This is a genomic window from Streptomyces kronopolitis, assembly GCF_050953795.1.
Taxonomy (GTDB): domain Bacteria; phylum Actinomycetota; class Actinomycetes; order Streptomycetales; family Streptomycetaceae; genus Streptomyces; species Streptomyces kronopolitis_A.
This window is the reverse complement of the sequence record NZ_CP191850.1, coordinates 414,159-434,975: the sequence shown is the minus strand read 5'-3', so window position 1 is coordinate 434,975 and position 20,817 is coordinate 414,159. Positions and strand designations below refer to the sequence as shown.

The window sequence follows — 20,817 nt, the reverse complement described above, 5'->3', positions numbered from 1 at the left end:
TAGGGTGAAGAGCAACTCATGGGGCTGCTCCGGTGTCCGGCCCGCTCCATGGCCCCGGCTACCGAGGGAAGTGTGCTGTGCCGCGTACGACGTTCCAGCCCGAGGACCTGTTCCCCAGCCGTCCGTGGGGGTTCTCCCAGGTCGCGGTGTCCCCGCCCGGGAAGATCGTCAACATCGCGGGCCAGGTCGCGTGGGACAGCAACCACGAGGTGACGGCGGTGGGGCGGGAGGCACAGCTCCGCCAGGCTCTGCGGCATGTGTTCCTCGCCCTGGAAGCGGTCGGCGGCACCCCGGACGACATCCAGATCCTCCGGCTCTACCTTCCGGACTTCGCCTCCGGCCCCGAGGCGGAGGTGATCGGCCGCGTCCTGGTCGACGTCTTCGGAACGGAGAACCCGCCCCCGTCCTCATGGATCGGCGTGCAGGCCCTGGCGCAGCCCGAATACCTCGTCGAGGTGGAGGCCATGGCGGTCGTGCCGGAATAAGCGCGCGAGTTCGGTGAACCGGACCCGGGCTCGCGCGATTTTCCGTTCGAGGGTGATGTCGCCGCTCCCGGCGATGGCGCGAGCACGGCCCGGGCCCGGGCAACGGCAACGGTAAAGCCCGATTCCACGGCGGCCGGAAAACACAAAGGCAAGGAGGAATTACCTCTCCTTGCCACTCTCAACTTATAGCGCACCGGGGGGCTTGCGGCAAGGCCCTGGTGGTCGGGCACAATCGCGGGCCGAGGTCGGAACCTGCGAAAAATGGGAGATTCACCAAGTGCGTGCGTTGCTGTCGGTTGAGGGATGGTGCGGGGGCGTCGAGCCGGTGGCGGAACGCGCACCGCGGGGGCGGACGCAGGTGTGGTGGCGGGCGCTCGACGAGGAATCGCGAGCGGGCACGCCGTCGGCCGTCGTGGCAGCGACCCCGGAACGGAGCTGAGGACATGACTCCCCTGACCGCGGCCACCAGCGCGTTCGACCTTCCCGAGCAGCTCGCCGCCAAGGCCGACCCCGCGCTGATCGACGGCGACGAACGGCACTTCGCGGCCATCTCGGAGAGCCTGACGCAGACCATCGCCGAACTGTCCGACCGGCTCGATGCCGCGCGCAAGGCACCCGGCGGCCTCGGCCGGGCGGCGATGGACCGGGACACCGAGGTCCACCAGCTGACCGGCCGGCTGCGCGCCCTGCGCCGCTTCGGGCTGGACCTGTGCCTGGGGCACTTCGTCCGCTCGGACAACGCCGAGACCGTGTACATCGGACGCCTCGGCCTCACCGACAGCACGGGGCACCGGCTGCTGCTCGACTGGCGTTCCCCGGCGGCCGAGCCGTTCTTCGCGGCGACCCACGCCCACCCGATGGGCCTGTCGAGCCGCCGCAGATACCGCTGGACCCATGGCCGGATCAGCGACTACTGGGACGAGGTGTTCACCGCCGACGGGCGCGAGGGGCACGCCGCGCTCGACGACCAGTCCGCGTTCATCGCCGGCCTCGGCGGCAACCGGTCGGCCCGGATGCGCGATGTGCTCGCCACCATCCAGGCCGACCAGGACGCCGTCATCCGGGCCGGATCCCGCGGCGCGCTCGTCGTCGACGGTGGCCCCGGTACGGGCAAGACCGTCGTCGCGCTGCACCGCGCCGCCCACCTCCTCTACTCCGACCCCCGCCTCGGCCACCGCCGCGGAGGCGTGCTGTTCGTCGGCCCGAGCCGGCCCTACCTGGCCTATGTCGCCGATGTCCTGCCCAGCCTCGGCGAGGAGGGCGTGCAGACCTGCATCCTGCGCGACCTCGTCCCCGAGGGAGCCGCCGCGGTGACCGAGAGCGATCCGAACGTGGCCCGGCTGAAGGCGTCAGCGGACCTGGTGAAGGCGATCGAGCCGGCCGTCGGCATCTACGAGGAGCCGCCCACCGAGGGGATGACGGTCTCCAGCCACTGGTCCGACCTCTGGCTGAGCGCCGACGACTGGGCGGCGGCGTTCGACGCGGTGGAACCGGGCACCCCGCACAACGAGGCGCGTGACCAGATCCGGGAGGAGCTGCTCACGATCCTGATCGACAAGGACAGCAGTGACGCCTCGCCCGAGTTGTTGAGGCGGTCGCTGCTGCAGAACCGGGAGCTGATCCGGACCCTCAACCGCGCGTGGCCGATACTCGAAGCCGACGACCTCGTGGGCGACCTGTGGTCGGTGCCCGCCTACCTGCGCAAGTGCGCTCCCCGGCTCAGCCTTGACGAGGTGCGCGCGTTGCAGCGTGTGGACGCGCAGGCCTGGACGGTGTCCGACCTGCCGCTCCTGGACGCGGCGCGGCTGCGGCTCGGCGACCCGGAGGCGTCCCGGCGCAAGCGCCGGCGCGATGCCTTCGTCGCATCCGAACGTGCGCGCAGGGCCGAGGTCATCGACGGTCTGCTGCGGGCCGAGGACGACGGTGAGGGCGCGGTGACCATGCTGCACGGGCAGGACCTCCAGGACACTCTCCTCGACGAGAGCGCACTGCCCGGCGTCGATCCGGAGCCGCTCGCCGGACCCTTCGCGCACATCGTCGTGGACGAGGCGCAGGAACTGACCGACGCCGAATGGCAGATGCTGATCCAGCGCTGCCCGTCCCGGAGTTTCACCATCGTCGGCGACCGCGCCCAGGCCCGGCACGGCTTCACGGAGTCGTGGCAGGAACGGCTGGAGCGGGTCGGGCTCGCCCGGAGCACCGTGGCCTCGTTGAACATCAACTACCGCACGCCGGAAGAGATCATGGCGGAGGCCGAAGGGGTCATCCGGGCCGCGCTCCCGGACGCCAATGTGCCGACCTCCATTCGCCGCAGCGGCATCCCCGTCGTCCACGGATCGGTTGCCGACCGGGACTCGATCCTGGACACCTGGTTGGCCACCCATGCGGAGGGGATCGCCTGCGTCATCGGTGACCCCACGTTCCGGGCGACGTCGCGGGTCCGGTCGCTGACCCCGGAGCTGTCGAAGGGGCTCGAGTTCGACCTGGTCGTCCTCGTCGACCCGGAGGCATGCGGCGACGGCATCGAAGGAGCGGTCGACCGCTACGTCGCGATGACCCGGGCGACCCGGCAACTCGTCCTCCTCACCGGCTCCTGACGGCGGCCCGGTGCTGGCACAGAGGGCCTGGAGGGCCCAGGCGCCGTCACGGGTGGCGTTGCCGCTAGGGCAGGGCGCATTGCCTGCCGAAACACCTCAGCCCAGGCGGTCGGCCCAGTCCTGCGGGACCCGTCCCGCGGGGCCGGGGGTGGGCTGGTCGGCCGGGTGGCTCTCCGGGGGAGCGAGGGGCGGGCCCGAGGCGTACACCTTCGAGGTCTCGTAGCTGTAGAACCAGGCCTCGCCCGGTTCGAAGCTGCGGATCACCTGGTGCCCGGTGTCCCGCGCGTGGGCCGTCGCATGCTTGGCGGGCGAGTCGTCGCAACAGCCGATGTGGCCGCACTGCGCACAGCGTCGCAGATGGAACCACCAGCCGCCGTCGGCGTCACACTCGGTGCAACCGGTTCCGCTGGGCGGGACCGCGGGGTCGATTCCGTTCGGGGAGGTCATGACGGCTCCTGTGAGGGACGGGGGTCGGCGGCGGCCAGCGGGAGACGGACCTGGAAGCGGGTGTCGCCGGGGACGGAGTGGAAGCGCAGGTCCCCGTTGTGCTTGTGGACCACGATCCGCCAGGAGATGTCCAGGCCGAGGCCCGTCCCCTCACCCACCGGTTTGGTGGTGAAGAACGGGTCGAAGACGCGTTCGCGGATCTCCTCGGGGATCCCGGGACCGGTGTCGCGGAACTCGACGAGCAGCAGCTCACCCTCGCGCGCGGTGCGGACGGTCAAGGTGCCGTCGGTGCCGGTGCCGTCCATCGCCGCGACGGCGTTGTCGATCAGATTCGTCCATACCTGGTTGAGTTCGCCGGGGTAGGCCGGGATCTTCGGCAGCGTGCGGTCGTAGTCCTTGACGACGGTGATGTGCGGACCGATCTTCGCGGAGACCATCAGCAGCGTGCTGTCCAGCAGTTCATGCACGTCGGAGACCTGGTGGGGCGCCCGGTCGAGTTGTGAGTACTGCTTGGCGGCGGTGACGAGGGACGAGACACGGGTGGTCGAGTCCTCGATCTCGTTCATCAACAGCTCCGTCTCCACCGTGTAGTTGAGCCATCGCACGGCGCCTTCCAGGCTGTCCCGGTCCACGGCCGCGGCGACCTGGTCCAGCCAGTCGGTGTCCAGCCCGGCCTGGACGAACGTCGGCGCGAGCTGCCACCCGTCCCCGATGCCGTGGTCCTCCAGCCAGTCGCCGAGCGCGTCCTCCCGGTCGGAGGCCTCCAGCGGGGTCAGCGTGGTAGCCTTCGCGACGCGCTCGGCGGTGCGTTCCTGCACCTCGATGAGCGTCTCCAGGCTGTCGCGCCGGTACGGTCCCGCCGCGAGCATGCCGAGCTTGTGGCGCATTCCGGCGACCCGCTCGCGCAGCGCCGAGGTGGCGCGCACGGCCGCGGCGGCGGGGTTGTTCAGCTCATGGGTCAGACCCGCCGACAACGACCCCAGTGCCAGCAGCCGTTCGCGCTGGCCGACGGCCTCCTGCGTGCTCTTGGCGCCGAAGAACAGGCCCTCCAGCAGATGGACGGCCATCGGGAACCACTCCCGCATGATCGCCGCGAAACTCTCCGCGGGCAGCACGAAAAAGCGGGTGGGACCGATGACGCTCAGGGAGCTGTTGTACACCTGACGCATCCGGTCACCCAGGTACGCCTGGAAGGCTCCCGCGTACACCCCGCGGCTGGAACTCCGGTTGATCTCCACGTCGTAGTCGCCGATCCGGCGGGAGAGCACAAGGGTTCCTTCGAGCAGCACATAGAAGCACGTGGCGGCGTCGCCCTCCGCGTACACGGGCCCGGGGTCGAACGCCTCCACCCGGCCCTCGCGGCAGAGCCGGGCGATCTGGTCGGGGGCCAGCTTCTCGAAGAGGAACAGGGAGGAGAGTTCCTCCTGGCTGCACGGCATCGGGCGGCTGTTCATGACTGCTCCAGATACCGGTGGACGAGCATGACCGCCATGGCGCCCTCTCCCACCGCGGAGGCGACACGCTTGGCCGACTCGGCGCGCGCGTCCCCGGCCACGAACACGCCCGGGACGTTGGTCTCCAGGTGGTAGGGCGGCCGGTTCAACTCCCAGCCGTCCGGCGGGCTTCCGTCCACGGTCAGATCGGGTCCGGTCAGGATGAAGCCGCGGGAGTCGCGCAGGACCGTGCCCTCCAGCCAGTCGGTCAGCGGGGCCGCGCCGATGAAGACGAACATCCACTGGGTGTCGACGAGTTCGGTGTCTCCGGTCGCCGTGTCGCGCAGGGTGAGCTGCTCCAGTTGGTGCGAGCCGTGGGCGGCGTCGACGACCGTCTGCGTGCGCACCGAGATGGTGGGCGCGTCGTCGACCTGCTGGACGAGGTAGTGCGACATCGACGTGGACAAGGACGGCCTGCGCACCAGCACGGTGACCGACTTGGCGCTCCGGGCCAGGTAGATCGCGGCCTGCCCCGCGGAGTTCGCACCACCGACGATGTACACGTCGTGGCCCTGGCAGGCGGCCGCCTCGGTCAGGGCCGAGCCGTAGAACACCCCGCAGCCGGTCAGCTCGGGTACGTGGGGCGCGTCCAGCTGCCGGTACGACACGCCGGTCGCGAGGATCACCGCATGCGCGGCGACGGCGGAGCCGTCCGAGAACCGCACCACCCGCGAGGCGCCGTTGACCTCCAGGCCCGTGACCTCGCGCGTGGTCAGTATCTCGGCGCCGAACTTCGCCGCCTGCCGCCGGGCCCGGTCGGTGAGCTGCGCCCCGGACACGCCGTCGGGAAAGCCGAGGTAGTTCTCGATGCGCGAACTCTGGCCCGCCTGGCCCCCGGTCGCGGAGCGCTCCACGAGGACGGTCCGCAGCCCCTCCGAGGCCCCGTACACCGCCGCACCCAGACCGGCCGGCCCGCCGCCGATGACGACGAGGTCGTAGAAGTCGGTGGCCGGGGTCGTCGCGAGGCCGACCCGGGCGGCGAGCTCCCGGTCCTCGGGCTCGACGAGGGCCGTGCCGTCCGGAGTGATCACCAGGGGGAGCCGCAGGCCGTCCTCGCCTGCGGCGCCCAGCAGCCGCCTGCCCTCCGGGTCGTCGGACGAGTACCAGCGGTAGGGCACCTGGTTGCGGGCCAGGAACTCCCGCACGGCCGAGGAACGCGCCGACCAGCGGTGCCCGACGACCTTGGTGACGGCCACCGGCCGGTGGTCGGCGGCCCGCCAGGCCTGCAGCAGATCGTCGAGGATGGGGTAGAGCTTCTCCTCGGGCGGCTCCCACGGCTTGAGGAGGTAATGATCGAGGTCGACGACGTTGATCGCGTCGATGGCGGCGTCGGTGTCCGCGTACGCGGTCAGCAGCACCCGCCGGGCGTCAGGGTAGATGTCGAGGGCCTGCTCGAGGAACTCGATGCCGTTCATCTCCGGCATCCGGTAGTCGGCCAGGATCACCGCGACGGGGCCGCCGCGCAGCTTCAGCTCACGCAGGGCGTCGAGGGCGGACTCGCCGGACTCCGCGCGCACGATGCGGTACGACTCGCCGTAGCGTCGCCGCAGGTCGCGGGCCACGGCTCGCGACACGCCCGGATCGTCGTCCACGGTCAGGATGACGGTCCGCGCCGGACTGGTGGCCTGCTCCATCGGCATCCCGTCCCCGGGTCGCTCGCGCCTTCTCGTCCTTCCCTCACCAGTCGCACCAGCCCGTCTGGCGTGCCGGTGCGCCGGTCACGTCCATCGTATGGGGGATTGTCATGGTTTTCCATGCAAGATCGGGAGGGTGGCTGCCGGGCGCCGGCGTCGCCTCCTGGTGGGGGAGCGGCGCGAGGGATGTGACGGATGGGAGGGGCGTCAGGGGCGTTGAACCGACGGCCAGGTCCGCGTCCCGCCGCGTGGCGCACAGGGTGGCCGATGCCCTTCCGCGTGCGGTGCGCATACCGGCCACGGAATGCCCACCGCACTCGTCGCCCCGGACACGGCCGGGGGGCTTCAGCGGGGGAGGAGCTGCTGTCCGCCGTCGATGTGGCACGTGCCGCCGGTGAGGGCGTCGTGGCACATGAGAGGGACGGCCGGCGCGGCGACGTCCGCAGGCTGGGGCGACGCCGAGGGTCAGGGCGAGCCGGTCCTAGAACTCCCGGCGGGCGTCATCGAGTACCTCCGGGCACCGGCGTCTGCTCTCCTCGTCGCGCGGGGAGAGGCGGCGTCCCGGACGGGTGTCCGGATTTCGCCCTCCGCGCGTGAAGAGCGTCACAACTGCCTTACAACAGGGGTGGGTTGACCTTTCCTGGCCAGGACTTGCCGCATGACAGCTATTGGAGTCGACGTGGTGGCCCGCGGGGCGAGTGTGCGGGGTCCGAGAGGTCCGGTGTTCGAGGGCGTGGACCTGGATGTGCCGGCGGGCGGACTGCTGGCCGTTCACGGCCCGGCCGGCTCCGGGCGCACTTCCCTGCTGCTCGCGCTCGCCGGGCGGATGCGGGTGTGGACCGTCGGGCGCCTCCACCCCGATGTCTCCCTGTGAGCGCCGGGCCGGGCCCGTGCCGGGTGCGTGGTGGGGTCATCCCCAGACGTCGGGACCGCCGCCGACCCATCTGATCAGCGGATCCCGTAGCCCCACTTCCTCCGGATCGAGGCCCGCCCGGCGCAGGAACTCCAACAGGTCGACCACGCCGTAGGCGACGCCGAGGATGTCGGTGTCACCGTGCACGCGGCGGCCGCCCGTGGGGGCCGGTGGATGGACGACGATGCGGGGCCGGGGCTTGGACATACCCTCAGCCTGCCGAGTCCCGGCACGCAGCGCGCGCGGCATAGGCCAGTCGGGGGACGCGGCGCCGTCCTTACGCAGCGGGGCGAGCCGGGCCGGGCCGGGCGGTGGCGAGCCGGGCCGGGCCAGGCCGGGCCGGGCCGGGCCAGGCCGGGCCGGGCGGCCTGGGAAATGCCCGGTATCCGGACTGAGAAACATTGTTTTCCGTCGTGTGGGTGGCGCTGGACGGGGCACATGAGCGCTCGGAGGTTGATAAATATGGTTCCGCTGCTTCTCGTTCTTCTTCTCGCACTGCTTCTTTTCGGTGCCGGATTCGCCCTCAAGGCGCTTTGGATAGTCGCGGTCATCGTGCTCGCGGTGTGGCTGCTCGGATTTGTCCTGCGTTCCGCAGGAGCGGGTGGAAAGCGCGGCCGCTGGTACCGCTGGTAGCCGCACTGCCAGCAAGAACGTCCTGCTCCGGATTACCATGGGTTTTGCGGAGGAATTACCGGGCACCGGAGTGATGTCCCCTATGAAAGGACCGCGTCATGAGCGCCAGTGAAAAGGCCAAGGCCAAGGCCGAGCAGGTAGCCGGCAAGGTCAAGAAGGAAGCAGGGGGCGCGGTCGGGAACGAAAGCGCCGCCGTTGAGGGCTCGGCGAAGGAATCCAAGGGAGACCTCCGCGGTGCCAAGGAAAAGGCCAAGGACGCCTTCAAGCACTGAGGTGCACGGATATCGCGCGGGTGGGGCCCAGCGGAACGCCGGGCCCCACCCGCGCGTCTGTCGTCCCTCCGACGGCAGGCAGCATTCAGGACGAGTGGGAGAGCGGGAGAGTGGTGTGAGCGGGGCGGCGGACGAGCACCGGGCGGGTTCGACACGGCAGGGCCGGTCGGCCCGGGTCGCGCAGTGGTGGCGGCGCGCATGGGGGTGGGAGGGCCACGAGCGTCACACGGCGCTGCTGATCGGGAAGAGCACCCTCGCCGCCACGCTGGCCTGGGTGCTCTCCTACAACGTCCTCCACGCGCAGTCGCCGGCGTTCGCGCCGTTCTCCGCGGTGCTGATCATGCAGGTGACCGTCTACCAGTCGCTCCTGCAGTCCACGCGCTATGTGGGGGCGGTGGCGGCCGGTGTGGCGGTGCAGGCCGCTCTCGGCTTCCTGGGCGGCCCCGACCTGCTGACTTTCGCCCTGGTGGCGCTGGTCGCGCTCACCATCGGGCGGTGGCCCGCCCTCGGCGCGCAGGGCTCGCAGGTGGCCACCGCGGCGTTCTTCGCGTTCTCCACCTATATCTCCGCGACCTCCGACCTCGACAAGATCACCCAGCTCGGACAGATCATCCTGCTGGTCCTCATCGGGTGCGGCGTCGGCGTCCTGGTGAACCTCACCGTCTTCCCGCCGTTGCGGCTCCGCGGGGCCGAACACGGCATCCGCTCCCTCGCCGACGCGCAGCGCGACCTGGTCGCCGACATCTACCCGGCACTGCGCCAGGGGGAACTCGACGAGGAACGCGCCGCGCACTGGCGGGAGCGGGCCGACCGGACCGGAGAACTCGTCACCCAGGCCCGGACGGGTCTGCGAACCGCCCGCGAAAGCATCCAGTACAACCCGCGCCGCCTGCTGCGCCGCCACCGCGGCCGTACCAGTTTCGAGGGCTACGGCGCGGTGCTGGAGGCGCTGGAGCGGACGCTCTATCAGCTGGCGTCCCTCACCCGCAGCCTGCACCGGTGGAGCAAGGAGGAAGCCGGGGATCACCACGACTACGGCTCTTTCCTGGTGTGTTATGCCGACTTCGTGGAGTCCATCGCCGAGATCAACGAGGTCCTCGCCGCACTCGACGAAGACCGGCTGAACGAGCAGGCCCCGCAGTTGTGCCGGCTGTCGGACGAGGCGCAGCAGCGCCGTCAGCGCGTGAGCGAACAGGCCGAGAAGGACGACCTGCCGCTGATGGATCCGGCACATCCGTACGGCGTCCTCGTCCTGGAGGCCACCCGCCTCATGGAGGAATTCCAGTACACCTGCGACGTCCTTCAGCACCACGTCGACCAGCGCGCCGCGGAGCGCGAGGCGTGCACGTAGGGCGAGGCGCGGGAACCCTGAAGCTCGCGGGGACCCCCTAGTCGTGCTGCCCGGTCCGGTCCGTGCGGCGGCGCCGCAGGGCCGGGCCGGCGAGAGCGGGGAACGCGATGACCCCGACCACGCTGGGTACGAAGCCGGGATCGCCGGCCCCGGACTGCAGCACGGTCGCCAGGAGCTGGGCACCGGCCAGTGCGGCGAGCCCGAGGTAGATCCATCCCGCCCAGGCGGGGTGGGCGAACGTGGACGGTGCGCTGTGTTGGTTCATTGTCCGCGTATGCCCCGTGACGCCCGTCTCAAGGCGCCCGCGCCCCCGTGCACTTTCGCCGGAGCGCGGGACACACGGGGCGAGCCCTGCGCCGGAGCCGCCCGGGTGCTTGCCTCCCGGTGTGTCGGGTACCCGGCTCGCATGAGGTAACCGGCTTTGGTTACTTCGTAGATGAACGTACAACTGGCCGCGCGGCCCGGCGTGAGTGCCGTCCTGCTCACGCTCGTGGGAGTCGTCATCGTGGCCCTGTTGGTCGGCGCCTTCGTCCGGGCGCGGCGGGTCAGGTCCCGGGCACCGGGCCCGCCCCTCCCCGAGGAACAACCGCGACTGCCGAACGGCCGGGCGGTGGGGGATGTCCGTCTCCCGAAGCGCGTGAACCGCGGAGAAAGGATGACGATGGCGGAAGAAGCGGCCCAGTCCAACGACGGTGCGGCACGGGTGCAGGTGCAGGTGCAGGTGTCCGACTGCTCGGCCGAGGATGCGGAAGCGGTCTTCAGCGGGCTCAACTCGGTGTTCACGTCCGACCGTTCACGGGACGACGCACCCCGGCCCGCGGAAGGGGTGCGGCCGATCGTGTGGACGGCGACCGCCGACGTGGCGGAGGAGCCCGCCGAGGCCGAGCCGTTCCCGCTGACGGCGCCGGTGACCGTCACCCTCCAGGGCGGCCGGTGGGCGGTCGACCGCCTGCACGCGGGCCTGGCCTCCGTGTTCTCCGTCCAGCGAGTCGGCACCACGGCAGGTGACCAGGAGCGCGAGGCACAACTGCGCTTGGTGACCCGGCCGACGGCGGCCTGAGACATCCGACGCGGCCGGAGGCCGGCGGTGCGGGCCGGCAGGCGCGCCGCCGACGCCGACCGTTCGACGGGCCCGGTCCGCGGCCCGGAATCGCGGTTGTCGAGCAGATCACTCCGTTACGGTCAGGCACTCGGCGAGCAGGCCGAGGACGTCGTGCCAGGCTCGCTGCGCGTGCCGTGGGTGGTAGCCGACGCCGGGACGCACGGTGTGGTCGACCGGCGGGTGGTGGAAGGCGTGCAAGGCGCCGCCGTAGAGCACAAGGCGCCAGTCGACGCCCGCGGCCTGCAACTCTTCGGTGAACGCGACCCGTTGCGCGGGCGGCATGATCGGGTCATTCGACCCGACCCCGGCCCACACCGGGCAGCGAATGCGCGCCGCCTCGCCCGGTCGGCCCGTGGTCAGCGCGTTGACTGTCCCGATCGCGCGCAGGTTGGCGCCGTCGCGTCCGAGTTCCAGCCCGACGGCGCCCCCGGTGCCGTAGCCGACGGCGGCGATCCGGTCCGGGTCGGTCCGCGGTTCGGCGCGCAATACGTCGAGTGCCGCATGACCGATGCCCCGCATCCGGTCGGGGTCGGCGAGCAGCGGCATGCAACGGGCCAGCATCTCCTCGGGGTCACCCAGATAGCGCCCGCCGTGAAGGTCGAAGGCGAGCGCTACGTATCCCAGCTCGGCGAGAGCATCGGCCCGTCGGCGCTCGACGTCGCTGAGCCCCATGCCCTCTGGCCCGAGCAGCACCGCGGGCCGGCGATCGACTCCGGCCGGGAGGGCGAGGTGCCCGATCATCGTCAGACCGTCGGCCGGATACTCGACCGTGCGCGTGGTAATCGTCGTCATGCGACCGGACTGTAGTGATCGTCGAGTCCGGTCGGGCCGCTGTTCCGCCGCGGGCGGAACAGCGCGGGTGTTCCTCTGCAATGCGGGGATAACTCACGAGCCGTGCAGGACCATGGTTCCTGGCGGGGTCACACTCTTGGGTGTCCTGGTCGTCCGACCGGTCGTGCCCCCGGCCTGCCGTGACCGAGGACGAGGGCGAGCCGGACGCCCGCCCGCCCGTCAGCCCCGCTGGTTGAAGCGCCCCGCGGCCCGTTCGTTGAGCACGCCCAGCACCCCGCGCAGCCGCCGGGCGGGCGGCTGTTCCTCCGCCTCGATGCGCAGGCCCTCCGCCGTGCCGGAGCCGTCGCCACGCGGCAGCAGCCGGCTCACCGCCGACACCAGCCGGGTGGTGAGCACCGGTGCCACGCCGTGCGCCACCACACCCAGCTTGGCCGCGGGGGTGAGCACGATCCGGGGCCGGCGGCGCTGGACCGCGGAGACGATGCGCTCGGCCGCCCGTTCGGCGTTCATCGACAGGACGGGCGCCCCGGCCAGCGCCTGGAACCAGGCGTACTCGCGCCGCCGGTCCCCGCCGAAGCGTGCGTGCAGATGTGATCCGGTCCGCATCAGTCCGGGATGCACCCCGGTGACGGTCACCCCGTGTGCCGCCTCCTCCGCGTGCAACCCCTCGGCCAGCGCGGCGACCGCCGACTTGGCGCAGGAGTACGGCAGCAGATGCGGGACCGCCAGCAGGCCGCCGACCGACCCGATGAGCGCCAGCCGGCCGCCCGCCGGACTGCGCCGGAGGTGCGGAAGAGCGGCGAGCGCGGTGTTCAGAGCGCCGCGGAAGATGGCGTCCATCGCGTCGCGGAACCCCTCGGCCCCGAGCGCTTCGGCCGGGCCGACCTGGATGATGCCCGCGTTGGCGAGGACGATGTCCAGCCGGCCGTGGTGCCGCGCGATCTCGTCGAAGCACTCCCGCACCGCCGCGCCGTCGCGCACATCGCACACCACGCCGCGCACCACCCGGCCTCCCGCCCTGCCGAGGTTGCCGACCGCCCGGTCCAGTTCGGCCGCGTCGCGTGCCAGCACCACCACATCGCAGCCACGCCACAATAGTTGACGGGCCATCAGGAGACCGAGTCCGCGGGAACCGCCGGTCACCACGGCGGTGAGCCCCGCGATCGAGGGAGCGGCCGGCAACACCTGCATGAGGAGCCCTTCCGTCGAGCCCGTCCCGTGCCATCGGAGGTGGCGGCCGGGCGCACCGTGGTGCGGACGTGCGCTTCGCCTGTCCGACGCTACCCGGAGGCACTCCGGCGCGCATGTGCGCCGGCGGCGGGCCGCGGGTGTGGTCCGCGCCGCGTCACCCGGCGCCCGGCAGCCGGACCCGGACGGTTCCGGTCTCGTCGATGCTCACCTCGAAGCAGGGCTGCGGAGCCGTCGCCGGCCCACGGACATTCGCGCCGTCCACGAGCCGGAAGACGCTGCCGTGCCAGGGACACCGCACACACCCGTCCGCGACCGTGCCCTCCGACAGGGGTCCGGACAGATGACTGCACCGGTCGGCCAGGACCTGGATGTCCCCGCCGGCCTGGCGGACCACCAGCAGCGGTACTTCGCCCAGTTGGCGGCGCACGGCCTCACCCACCGGGAAGTCCCGCACGCTGCCCACCGTCTGCCAGTCGTCCGTCAGCAGATGCGGTACGGGCTCCGCCTTGTTGGGACCCGCGGCCTGCCGGAACGCGAGGTGGCCGCCGAGCATCCCGCCGGCACCGGCCGCGCACAGACCCGCCATGCCGAGCACCTTGCCCAGCGCCGTACGGCCACGGCCCCGCTGCACCCATGACTGCGCGTACAGGCCGACGGCCACGGCGGTCGACATCGCGTGCACCAGACCGGTGCGCTTCTGCTCGTCGTGCTGCTCGGCCCAGTCCACCCAGCCCGCCCACGAGGCGGGCGCGGCGGCGAGGACCCCCACACCGATCAGCAGCCGGGCACCCCGGCGGTTTCCGGGCACGACGTCCAGCACGGCGGAGGACAGCCAGGCCCCGATCGGCACCTGCACCAATAGCGGGTGGAGGGGATGACCGAGCGGCAGCCCGTGCAGCACATCGCGCGCCCGCCCCAGGGGCAGCGCACGCACCACGCGCTCGATCGGGGTGATCACGACATCCAGGGCCTTGCTGCGGCCGAGCGCGTCCAGGGATGCCAGGAGCGTCTCGCCCGCTCGGGTGACGCCCCCCGTCACCTGGTCCGCGCTCGGCACGGTGGGGCCGCTTCCGCCGGCTCGGGGAGTCACTCGCACGGTCATCCTCCTGTCGTCCGCCCTCGCGCGCGGACGGCGTTCTCCTGGAGCCCTGTCGAACCGCCGGCCCGGTGCGTCGGCCGGTGCGACGGGTGGGGGCGCCGGCCTCGCACACCGCACGCTCTCCCAGCGTGCCACCCGGCCGCGGTTCGTGCGCGAGCTGGTCTTCCGCGACCGTGTCGGACGCCGCCGTGCCGTCCGGGCGGGCGCTGCCTCAAGAACTCCTGTTGCCCACCCGGCACTTGGCCGAACAGGGGAGCCCCCGTGCCGCCCCGGCCGGGCGAGAGTCCGGGCGGGCCGCAGGACGGATACGGGCGTTGCGCCGGACTCGTCCGAACGGGGGGGTGAAGGGGCGGTTTGATAGCGTCGCCGGTGCGGCGAAGATCGCTTGTCCGTCCGCGCAGAGGGTTTCCGTTGGGGGATACCGGCTCGAGAGGCGGAGTAACAGGTGAAGTCAGGCAGTGTCCGCGACGCTGTCGTCCCGGACGGAGGCGCCGCGCTCGTCGGCCGCGCGCCGGGCGAACGCCGTGTGGAAGGCCTCCAGGCCGGCCGCGAGCTTGGCGACGTCGGAGGGCTCCATCCGCTCCAGGGTCGCCGTGACCTCCCGGCTCCGGGCCGCGCGGTACTCCTCCAGCAGCACGCGGCCGCGCAGGCTCAGCCGCAGCTCGACCTCGCGCCGGCTCGTCGCGCTGGGCGCCCGTTCGGCGAGGCCCATCGCCTCCAGGCGGTCGCAGAGCCGGCTGACCGCCGGCGGACGCGAGGCGAGCGCCTCGGCGAGCGTGCGCAGATTCGTGCCCTCCCGCTGCTCGATCACGAGGAGCGCGCGGAGTTGGGACGGGGAGACCTCGGCCGAGCGCGCCGCTTCCTGCCCGCGTCCCCACAAAACCTCGAGCAGCTCGGAGGCGGCGAGGGCCGCCGCGCTCGCCTGCTCGCGGGAAAGGGACCGACTGGTGAAACGGGGCACACGAACACTCTGTCACCCTGTGCGTCCCGTTGTCAGACCGACCCTGCCCTTGGCGCGGCACGAAGGGGGTCGGTGACCGCATGACGGAAGGCCGTGACGCGGGTGGGGCGCTGCGCGCTTCGCCCCCGTATGCCCTGCTCGACACCGTCCGTGAGCACCTCATGGCCGTCCACGGGGCCACCTCGGTACGGCTGTATCTGACGGATTACGGCGGCACCGTCCTCAGCCCGTGCGACCCCTCCGGGGACGACTCCGGGCCGCTGCGCGTCTCCAGCAGCCCGGAGGGGCGCGCGCTGGGAAGCCAGGAGCGCCACGCGCAGCAGGTGCCGCACGGGGACGCCGTCGACCACCACCTCCCGGTGACGGTGCGCGGCGACCGGATCGGCATTCTCACGGTCCGGCTTCCCGGTGACCGCTCCACCCCCGAGGTCCTCGACGCGCTCCGGCAGGTGGTCGACCAGCTGGGGCACGAGATCCTGGTCGCCGAGCGGGACACCGACCTCTACCAGCGGGCCCGCCGGGTCAGCCGCCTCACCCTGGCCGCGGAGATGCAGTGGCAGCTGCTTCCCGCCCGCGCGTGCGCCGCCGCGCAGTACGCGATCGGTGCCCAGCTGGAGCCCGCCTACGCGGTGCACGGCGACAACTTCGACTGGGCCTCGGACGGCGAGGAGCTGACCCTCGCCGTCACCAACGGCATGGGCCGGGGCGTCGACGCGTCGCTGCTGACCCACCTCGCGGTCAGCGCGCTGCGCAACGCCCGGCGGGCCGGCGTCAGCCTTGCCGACCAGGCGGCACTGGCCGACCAGGCCGTCTACGACCACTACCGGGGTGCGTCCCACGTCTCGACGCTCCTGGTGCGCGTGGAACTGGCAACGGGGCGGATGGAGATCATCGACGCGGGATCGCCGCAGATGTGGCGGTTGCGGGGCAAAACCGTCGAACGCATCGAACCCGACCGGCAACTGCCGTTGGGCATGTTCGAGGAGTCCCATTACGTACCCGAGAGCTTCACGGTCCTGCCGGGGGACCGGCTGCTGTTCGTGAGCGACGGGGTGTACGAGGCGCCCTCGCCGCGGGGCGGCACATATGTCGAGGCGGCGCTCGCGCGGGCGCTGCTCGCCACGCGGCTGCTGCCGGCCGCCCTGGTGCCCGGTGCGCTCCTGCGTGATGTGGCCGAATACCGTGCGGCGGACACGTTGGATGATGCCTTGGTGCTGTGTTTTGACTGGTTCGGTGACAGTCTCGACTGAGCATGGGGAGGTGGGTGTCCGTCGGCGCAGTCCTTCAGCCTCCGGGTACGTCGCCTCGGCCCCGGTCGACGAGGGGGCCGCCCCGCGGGCGGGCGCGCTGCGGCGCCCGGCCCGGTCCGTGGCCGCCGACCTGCCGCGCCCCCGGTGGCCTGGCGTCGCGTGAGATCACTCACGAGGGGGTTGCCCGCCGCCCCCGCGGGCCGCCGCCGTACTGTCGGATCCTCGAGAATGCACGGGCCCGGCTCCCCGCTCTCGGGCCACGATCTCACCGCACCGTTTCGGCCGTCCGGCCATGCCGGCCCCCGCGGGTGAAGAGGGGCCCGCGGGTTCCAGGGCTTGATCGCGCTCGATAACATTTGCCGGAAGGCAACAATCGATGAACGCGGCGCGGCCCGACCGCCCCTCGGACGAGCGGTCCGGGGGACCACGGGCCGGCCGGACCGAAAGGACAACGAGTTGGGTTCCGCTGAAGCTGCCGCACGCGAGCATGTCACGAGCGTGCTGCGCGAAGAGGCCGACGAGATCTCGGACCGCTGGGTGCAGTTGCAGCTGGCGCAGCCGTCGCTGAACGGGGAGGTGAGCGAGGCCGAGCTGGGTGAGGAGGCCGACGCCCTGGTCAGCGCCCTGCTGTCCGGCCTGGACCTCGGGTTCCCGGTCGAGCGCGTGGTCACCGCCCACGAGGAGATCCACCGGACGGTGTCCGAGATCTCCCTGCGCCGCGCCCGCCGCGGTGTCTCCCCCACCGCGACGTCCCTGGCGGTGCTCTCGCTCAAGGAGGCCCTGCTGGAGGCCGTCCAGCGGCGGACCCGCGCGGGGGGCGACCTCTTCGGCAGCGCGGTGCTGATCAACCGGCTGTTGGACAGCGCCGGCGCGCTCGCGTTCGAGACCTTCGTCGAGGGCCGCGAGGAGATCATCCGCCGGCAGAGCCAGCAGCTGCTGGAGGTGTCGACGCCGGTCGTCAGACTGTGGCGCCAGGTCCTGGCCGTCCCGCTCATCGGCACGCTCGACACCGCCCGCACCCAGGTGGTGATGGAGAACCTCCTCCAGGCCATCCAGGAGCACGAGGCGCTGGTCGCCATCATCGACATCACCGGCGTGCCCACCGTCGACACCGCGGTCGCCCAGCACCTGATGCACACCGTCAACGCGGTGCGGCTGATGGGCGCGGACTGCGTCATCAGCGGCATCCGGCCGCCCATTGCCCAGACCATCGCGCAGCTCGGCATCGACCTGTCGACGATCCTGACCCGCGCCACCCTCGCCGACGCCCTCAGCGAGGCCGTCAAGCTCACCGAGGCCGCCGGGTCGGACCACGCGCCGCTGGATCGGCGATGAGCACGCCCGTCTCGGGCAGCGTCCCGATCCTGCGTCTGGGGGACGTGCTGGTCACGGGCCTCCTCAACGAACTCGACGACAAGACCGCCGTGGCGTTCACCGAGGAGCTCACCAGCCGGATCAGCGGGGACGGAGCCCGCGGCGTCCTCATCGACATCTCCCGGCTGGAGATCGTCGACTCCTTCGTGGCCCGCACGCTGATGGAACTGACCACCATGGCGCGGCTGCTGGGCGCCCGGGTGATCGTCGCCGGGATGCGGCCGCCGGTCGCCATCACCCTGGTCGAGCTGGGGCTCCAGCTCACCGGCGTGGAGACGGCACTCAATGCCGAGCAGGGAATGGCCGCGATGGGCTGGCGTCAGAGTCCGCAACCATCCGGAGGGGGCCTGGGTGAGTTCCACCCGGAACACTGACCGCGCGGTGGCTCTCGCCCCGAGCGGGCTCGCCGCGGACCGCCGCGTGGGCACGGACCGGACGGTCCACCACGTGCGCACCGAAGAAGACCTGTTGACCGTCCGCCACGCCGTACGGGCCGCCACCCTGCGTGCCGGATTCAGCATCGTCGACCAGACACGGGTGGTCACCGCCGCCAGTGAGCTGGCGCGCAACGCCTATATCCACGGGGGAGGGGGCACCGTCACCATCGACCACCTGGCGATGGGAGGGAAGGCCGGGCTGCGGCTGACCGTCAAGGACGACGGTCCGGGCATTCTGGACACCGATGCGGCGCTGGCCGACGGCTTCACCACCGGCGTGGGACTCGGCCACGGCTTGGGTGGCGCCCGCCGCCTGATGAACGACTTCGAACTGCACACCGGACCCGGGCAGGGCACGACCGTGATCGCCACCCGGTGGGCGGGGCGGTGACATCCGCCGAGACGGTGCCGACGGCACATATCGCGGTGGACCACTACAGCGCCGTCCATCTCGCAGCCGAGACCGCCCGGACGGTCGCCGGGCGCTGCCGCCTGTCGGGCGCCCTGCCCGACCGGGCCGCGGTCGTCGCCTCGGAACTGGCCAGCAATCTGGCCAAACACGCCAGCAGCGGCTCGCTGTTCCTCCAGCCCCTGCCCCTGGGCGGGGGGATGGAGATCGTCGCCGTGGACCGCGGTCCCGGCATCGGCGAGCTGCAGCGGTGCCTCGCCGACGGCTACACCACCGGCACCTCCCTCGGTGCCGGGCTGGGTGCCGTGAAGCGGATAGCCACCGCCCTCACCATCCGTACGCAGCCCGGGACCGGCACCCTCATCTGCGCGCGCCTCACCGAGCCCGACGCCAAGGCCCCGGCCGGACAGCAAGTGGGCGTCGTCTGCCTGCCGGCGGACCGCGAACAGGTCAGTGGCGACGCCTGCGCCGTCGTCGAGCACGACACCGCCCGCACCGCGATCGTGGTCGACGGCCTCGGCCACGGTCCGCCGGCGGCCGAGGCGGCGCAGGCCGCCCTGCGCGCCTTCCACCGGGCACCGGACCTTCCGCTGCCCGAACTCCTCACCGCCCTCCACCGGGCGCTGCGCCGCACCCGGGGCGCGGCGGTGGGCGTGCTGCGGCTGCACCCCGGTCGTGCGGAGTACAGCGGTGTCGGCAATGTCCGGGTGCTGACGCTCACTCCGCTCGACGTGGAGCACCGCCTGACCGGCCAGCCGGGTATCGTCGGGCTGAACATGGCAACACCGAGCGTGCGGGCCTTCCCCCTACCGACCGAGGCCACCGCGGTGCTTCACTCCGACGGCATCGACCAGCGATGGGCACGGTCGCCCTCGGCCTTCGTGCACCGGCTGCCACCGTTCCTCCTTGCCGCCTCCCTCGCCCACAGCCACCGCCTCAGCCGCGACGACGCGACCGTGATCGCGGCCCGACCCAGCCAGAGAATTACGTGAGCCCCCACACCTTCCACACCCTGCCGAGCCTGCGCCACGCGGTCCGCGGGATCTGCCGAGCGCACCGCCTGTCGTCCCCCAACGGAGCGCGTCTGGTGCTGTCCGTGTCCCGGCTGGCCACGGCCGCCCTCGACGCCGGCGGCTCCGTCCGCCTGGAGGCCGTCGAGCACCCCGCGCCCGGCGGCAGGACCCTGCTGGCCGTCACCCTGCACGCCGCACGGACCCCGGCATCGCCCAGCCCGGCCGACCTGCCGCTGCCCGGACAGGCCACCCCTGACGGCACCGTCGCCTGGCACCTCCCGCTCGGCGAGCGCCGAGGTGCGGACCGGGCGCCCGCCCTCGCCCCGACGGCGTCCCGGGCGACCGCGCCGGCCCCCGGCGGCGCCCGCGAGGCGGCGGCCGCCGAGGCGGAGATCGCGGCCCTCGAAGGCGAGCTGGGCGCCGCGCTCTCCCGCGTCGACACCCTCAGCACCGAACTGCACCGTCTGAAGGACGAACTCGCCGAGACCAACAGCGGCGTGCTCGCCCTCTACGTCCAACTGGAAGAGCGGGACGAGCAGTTGCGCCGGGCGCACGGGCAGATCCTGCGCGAGCTGGAGGACGCGCTGCGGCCCCCGCCGATCACCGTCCACGGTATGGATCTCGCCGTCCACTACGCGCCGGCCGACCCCGACGCCCCCACGGGCGGCGACTTCTACGACTGGCTGCTGCTTCCCGACGGCACCGTGCACATCACCGTCGTGGACGCGCTGGGCCACGGCGTGCGCAGCACCCGCAGCGCGCTCAATGTCACCCACGCCGTGCGCACCCTGGCCCTGGAAGGCCATCCGCTGGAATCCATCGTGGCCCGTACCCACGACATCCTCGCGCCGTTCGATCCCGAACTCATGGCCACCGTCCTGCTTGCCCGGATCGATCCCGAAACCGGCGCGCTGCGACTGGCCAACGGCAGCCACCCACCGGCGCTGGTCGTGCGCGCCGACGGGACCACCGACTACCTGGAACTCCGCGGCCGGGGCATCGGGTTCCCGCTTCCCGGGAGCGACACGGTGCGGGAGGACACCCTGCACGAGGGGGATCTCCTCATGCTCTACACCGACGGGCTGACCGAGAGCCGGCGCGACCCCATCGAGGGCGAGGCGCGACTCGTCAAGAGCGCCCAGGCCCATGCCGGGCGCCCGGTGGAGGAGATCCCCGGCGCCGTCGCGCAGGACATGCACACCGTCATCCTGCATCCGGACGACACCCTGGCCCTGGCCGTCCGCCGGGCGAAGAAGCCGCAGCGCGGACACCCCCTGGCAGGTCAGCCGTGAGCATCGCAGACCATACTGGACCGAACACGCTCTTTTCCCGCTCGATTGTCTGGGTAGACGCCTCACGGACAG

Annotated in this window: 22 protein-coding genes; 13 read left to right on the top strand and 9 right to left on the bottom strand. The window is 72.1% G+C overall.

Annotated elements, in window-relative coordinates; translation table 11 throughout:
• Positions 1-77: 77 nt before the first annotated feature.
• On the top strand, positions 78-485 hold the full coding sequence (locus ACQP17_RS01705; RefSeq protein WP_433854579.1) for a RidA family protein: 408 nt from the start codon (positions 78-80) through the stop codon (positions 483-485).
• A gap of 443 nt (positions 486-928) precedes the next feature.
• Positions 929-3,082 (top strand): RNA polymerase recycling motor ATPase HelR, encoded by a 2,154-nt coding sequence (helR, locus tag ACQP17_RS01700; RefSeq protein ID WP_433854578.1) that lies wholly within the window; start codon positions 929-931, stop codon positions 3,080-3,082.
• Between the two features lie 96 nt (positions 3,083-3,178).
• Here helR and ACQP17_RS01695 read toward each other — a convergent pair whose 3' ends face one another.
• From ACQP17_RS01695 to ACQP17_RS01685, 3 genes are read right to left on the bottom strand one after another with little or no spacing between them, the layout of a single operon-like run.
• Complete coding sequence (locus tag ACQP17_RS01695) at positions 3,179-3,529, bottom strand: UBP-type zinc finger domain-containing protein (RefSeq protein WP_433854577.1); 351 nt, start codon at positions 3,527-3,529, stop codon at positions 3,179-3,181.
• The gene (locus tag ACQP17_RS01690) at positions 3,526-4,983 is read right to left on the bottom strand and encodes an ATP-binding protein (RefSeq protein WP_433854576.1); all 1,458 of its coding nucleotides are present in this window, start codon (positions 4,981-4,983) and stop codon (positions 3,526-3,528) included. The genes ACQP17_RS01695 and ACQP17_RS01690 overlap by 4 nt, the downstream gene beginning before the upstream one ends.
• Entirely contained in the window at positions 4,980-6,656 is a 1,677-nt protein-coding gene (locus ACQP17_RS01685) for an FAD-dependent oxidoreductase (protein ID WP_433854575.1), read from the bottom strand. The genes ACQP17_RS01690 and ACQP17_RS01685 overlap by 4 nt, the downstream gene beginning before the upstream one ends.
• A 658-nt stretch (positions 6,657-7,314) precedes the next feature.
• On the opposite strand from ACQP17_RS01685, the gene ACQP17_RS01680 reads away from it, so the two are divergent.
• On the top strand, positions 7,315-7,530 hold the full coding sequence (locus tag ACQP17_RS01680) for a hypothetical protein (RefSeq protein WP_433854574.1): 216 nt from the start codon (positions 7,315-7,317) through the stop codon (positions 7,528-7,530).
• Positions 7,531-7,566: 36 nt separating this feature from the next.
• Here the strand turns inward: ACQP17_RS01680 and ACQP17_RS01675 are convergent, their stop codons facing one another.
• The gene (locus ACQP17_RS01675; RefSeq protein WP_364880168.1) at positions 7,567-7,776 is read right to left on the bottom strand and encodes a hypothetical protein; all 210 of its coding nucleotides are present in this window, start codon (positions 7,774-7,776) and stop codon (positions 7,567-7,569) included.
• A gap of 255 nt (positions 7,777-8,031) precedes the next feature.
• Here ACQP17_RS01675 and ACQP17_RS01670 point away from each other — a divergent pair, with 255 nt between their 5' ends.
• From ACQP17_RS01670 to ACQP17_RS01660, 3 genes are all read left to right on the top strand, one after another.
• Positions 8,032-8,202, top strand: a complete 171-nt coding sequence (locus ACQP17_RS01670) for a hydrophobic protein (protein ID WP_086716166.1) — start codon at positions 8,032-8,034, stop codon at positions 8,200-8,202.
• Positions 8,203-8,300: 98 nt separating this feature from the next.
• A complete protein-coding gene (locus ACQP17_RS01665) occupies positions 8,301-8,474 on the top strand; it encodes a CsbD family protein (protein WP_364880166.1) in 174 nt (57 codons plus the stop codon).
• Positions 8,475-8,589: 115 nt separating this feature from the next.
• Positions 8,590-9,825, top strand: coding sequence for an FUSC family protein (locus ACQP17_RS01660; protein WP_433854573.1), 1,236 nt, complete (start codon positions 8,590-8,592; stop codon positions 9,823-9,825).
• Positions 9,826-9,862: 37 nt separating this feature from the next.
• On the opposite strand, the gene ACQP17_RS01655 is transcribed toward ACQP17_RS01660, so the two are convergent.
• A complete protein-coding gene (locus tag ACQP17_RS01655) occupies positions 9,863-10,090 on the bottom strand; it encodes a hypothetical protein (protein WP_433854572.1) in 228 nt (75 codons plus the stop codon).
• A 171-nt stretch (positions 10,091-10,261) separates the two neighbouring features.
• Between ACQP17_RS01655 and ACQP17_RS01650 the strand changes: the two genes are divergently transcribed.
• Positions 10,262-10,885, top strand: coding sequence for a DUF6479 family protein (locus ACQP17_RS01650; protein WP_433854571.1), 624 nt, complete (start codon positions 10,262-10,264; stop codon positions 10,883-10,885).
• A gap of 108 nt (positions 10,886-10,993) precedes the next feature.
• Here the strand turns inward: ACQP17_RS01650 and ACQP17_RS01645 are convergent, their stop codons facing one another.
• The 4 genes from ACQP17_RS01645 to ACQP17_RS01630 all read right to left on the bottom strand — a co-directional run bounded on the left by ACQP17_RS01645 (position 10,994) and on the right by ACQP17_RS01630 (position 14,970).
• Positions 10,994-11,719 (bottom strand): dienelactone hydrolase family protein, encoded by a 726-nt coding sequence (locus tag ACQP17_RS01645; RefSeq protein WP_433854570.1) that lies wholly within the window; start codon positions 11,717-11,719, stop codon positions 10,994-10,996.
• A gap of 219 nt (positions 11,720-11,938) precedes the next feature.
• Positions 11,939-12,910, bottom strand: a complete 972-nt coding sequence (locus ACQP17_RS01640) for an SDR family NAD(P)-dependent oxidoreductase (RefSeq protein WP_433854569.1) — start codon at positions 12,908-12,910, stop codon at positions 11,939-11,941.
• Between the two features lie 154 nt (positions 12,911-13,064).
• A complete protein-coding gene (locus ACQP17_RS01635; protein WP_433859807.1) occupies positions 13,065-13,967 on the bottom strand; it encodes a Rieske 2Fe-2S domain-containing protein in 903 nt (300 codons plus the stop codon).
• Positions 13,968-14,460: 493 nt separating this feature from the next.
• Positions 14,461-14,970 carry a MarR family winged helix-turn-helix transcriptional regulator gene (locus ACQP17_RS01630; RefSeq protein ID WP_364880152.1) on the bottom strand — a complete coding sequence of 170 codons (510 nt, stop codon included), beginning with the start codon at positions 14,968-14,970 and terminating at the stop codon, positions 14,461-14,463.
• 80 nt (positions 14,971-15,050) lie between these two features.
• Here ACQP17_RS01630 and ACQP17_RS01625 point away from each other — a divergent pair, with 80 nt between their 5' ends.
• The 6 genes from ACQP17_RS01625 to ACQP17_RS01600 all read left to right on the top strand — a co-directional run bounded on the left by ACQP17_RS01625 (position 15,051) and on the right by ACQP17_RS01600 (position 20,745).
• Positions 15,051-16,220 (top strand): PP2C family protein-serine/threonine phosphatase, encoded by a 1,170-nt coding sequence (locus ACQP17_RS01625; RefSeq protein WP_433854568.1) that lies wholly within the window; start codon positions 15,051-15,053, stop codon positions 16,218-16,220.
• A gap of 456 nt (positions 16,221-16,676) precedes the next feature.
• Positions 16,677-17,555 (top strand): STAS domain-containing protein, encoded by an 879-nt coding sequence (locus tag ACQP17_RS01620; protein WP_433854567.1) that lies wholly within the window; start codon positions 16,677-16,679, stop codon positions 17,553-17,555.
• Positions 17,552-17,968: an STAS domain-containing protein gene (locus ACQP17_RS01615; RefSeq protein ID WP_364880147.1), complete on the top strand. Its 417-nt coding sequence runs from the start codon at positions 17,552-17,554 to the stop codon at positions 17,966-17,968. The genes ACQP17_RS01620 and ACQP17_RS01615 overlap by 4 nt, the downstream gene beginning before the upstream one ends.
• Positions 17,946-18,422 carry an ATP-binding protein gene (locus ACQP17_RS01610; protein ID WP_433854566.1) on the top strand — a complete coding sequence of 159 codons (477 nt, stop codon included), beginning with the start codon at positions 17,946-17,948 and terminating at the stop codon, positions 18,420-18,422. The genes ACQP17_RS01615 and ACQP17_RS01610 overlap by 23 nt, the downstream gene beginning before the upstream one ends.
• A complete protein-coding gene (locus ACQP17_RS01605; protein ID WP_433854565.1) occupies positions 18,419-19,432 on the top strand; it encodes a SpoIIE family protein phosphatase in 1,014 nt (337 codons plus the stop codon). The genes ACQP17_RS01610 and ACQP17_RS01605 overlap by 4 nt, the downstream gene beginning before the upstream one ends.
• Positions 19,429-20,745: a PP2C family protein-serine/threonine phosphatase gene (locus ACQP17_RS01600; protein WP_433854564.1), complete on the top strand. Its 1,317-nt coding sequence runs from the start codon at positions 19,429-19,431 to the stop codon at positions 20,743-20,745. The genes ACQP17_RS01605 and ACQP17_RS01600 overlap by 4 nt, the downstream gene beginning before the upstream one ends.
• Positions 20,746-20,817: the final 72 nt, after the last annotated feature.

Excerpts from the sequence above, each read along its gene's own strand:
- helR (WP_433854578.1), top strand. The coding sequence starts at position 929 with ATGACTCCCCTGACCGCGGCCACCAGCGCGTTCGACCTTCCCGAGCAG.
- ACQP17_RS01695 (WP_433854577.1), bottom strand. The coding sequence starts at position 3,529 with ATGACCTCCCCGAACGGAATCGACCCCGCGGTCCCGCCCAGCGGAACC.
- ACQP17_RS01690 (WP_433854576.1), bottom strand. The coding sequence starts at position 4,983 with ATGAACAGCCGCCCGATGCCGTGCAGCCAGGAGGAACTCTCCTCCCTG.
- ACQP17_RS01685 (WP_433854575.1), bottom strand. The coding sequence starts at position 6,656 with ATGGAGCAGGCCACCAGTCCGGCGCGGACCGTCATCCTGACCGTGGAC.
- ACQP17_RS01680 (WP_433854574.1), top strand. The coding sequence starts at position 7,315 with ATGACAGCTATTGGAGTCGACGTGGTGGCCCGCGGGGCGAGTGTGCGG.
- ACQP17_RS01675 (WP_364880168.1), bottom strand. The coding sequence starts at position 7,776 with ATGTCCAAGCCCCGGCCCCGCATCGTCGTCCATCCACCGGCCCCCACG.
- ACQP17_RS01670 (WP_086716166.1), top strand. The coding sequence starts at position 8,032 with ATGGTTCCGCTGCTTCTCGTTCTTCTTCTCGCACTGCTTCTTTTCGGT.
- ACQP17_RS01665 (WP_364880166.1), top strand. The coding sequence starts at position 8,301 with ATGAGCGCCAGTGAAAAGGCCAAGGCCAAGGCCGAGCAGGTAGCCGGC.
- ACQP17_RS01655 (WP_433854572.1), bottom strand. The coding sequence starts at position 10,090 with ATGAACCAACACAGCGCACCGTCCACGTTCGCCCACCCCGCCTGGGCG.
- ACQP17_RS01650 (WP_433854571.1), top strand. The coding sequence starts at position 10,262 with ATGAACGTACAACTGGCCGCGCGGCCCGGCGTGAGTGCCGTCCTGCTC.
- ACQP17_RS01645 (WP_433854570.1), bottom strand. The coding sequence starts at position 11,719 with ATGACGACGATTACCACGCGCACGGTCGAGTATCCGGCCGACGGTCTG.
- ACQP17_RS01640 (WP_433854569.1), bottom strand. The coding sequence starts at position 12,910 with ATGCAGGTGTTGCCGGCCGCTCCCTCGATCGCGGGGCTCACCGCCGTG.
- ACQP17_RS01625 (WP_433854568.1), top strand. The coding sequence starts at position 15,051 with ATGACGGAAGGCCGTGACGCGGGTGGGGCGCTGCGCGCTTCGCCCCCG.
- ACQP17_RS01615 (WP_364880147.1), top strand. The coding sequence starts at position 17,552 with ATGAGCACGCCCGTCTCGGGCAGCGTCCCGATCCTGCGTCTGGGGGAC.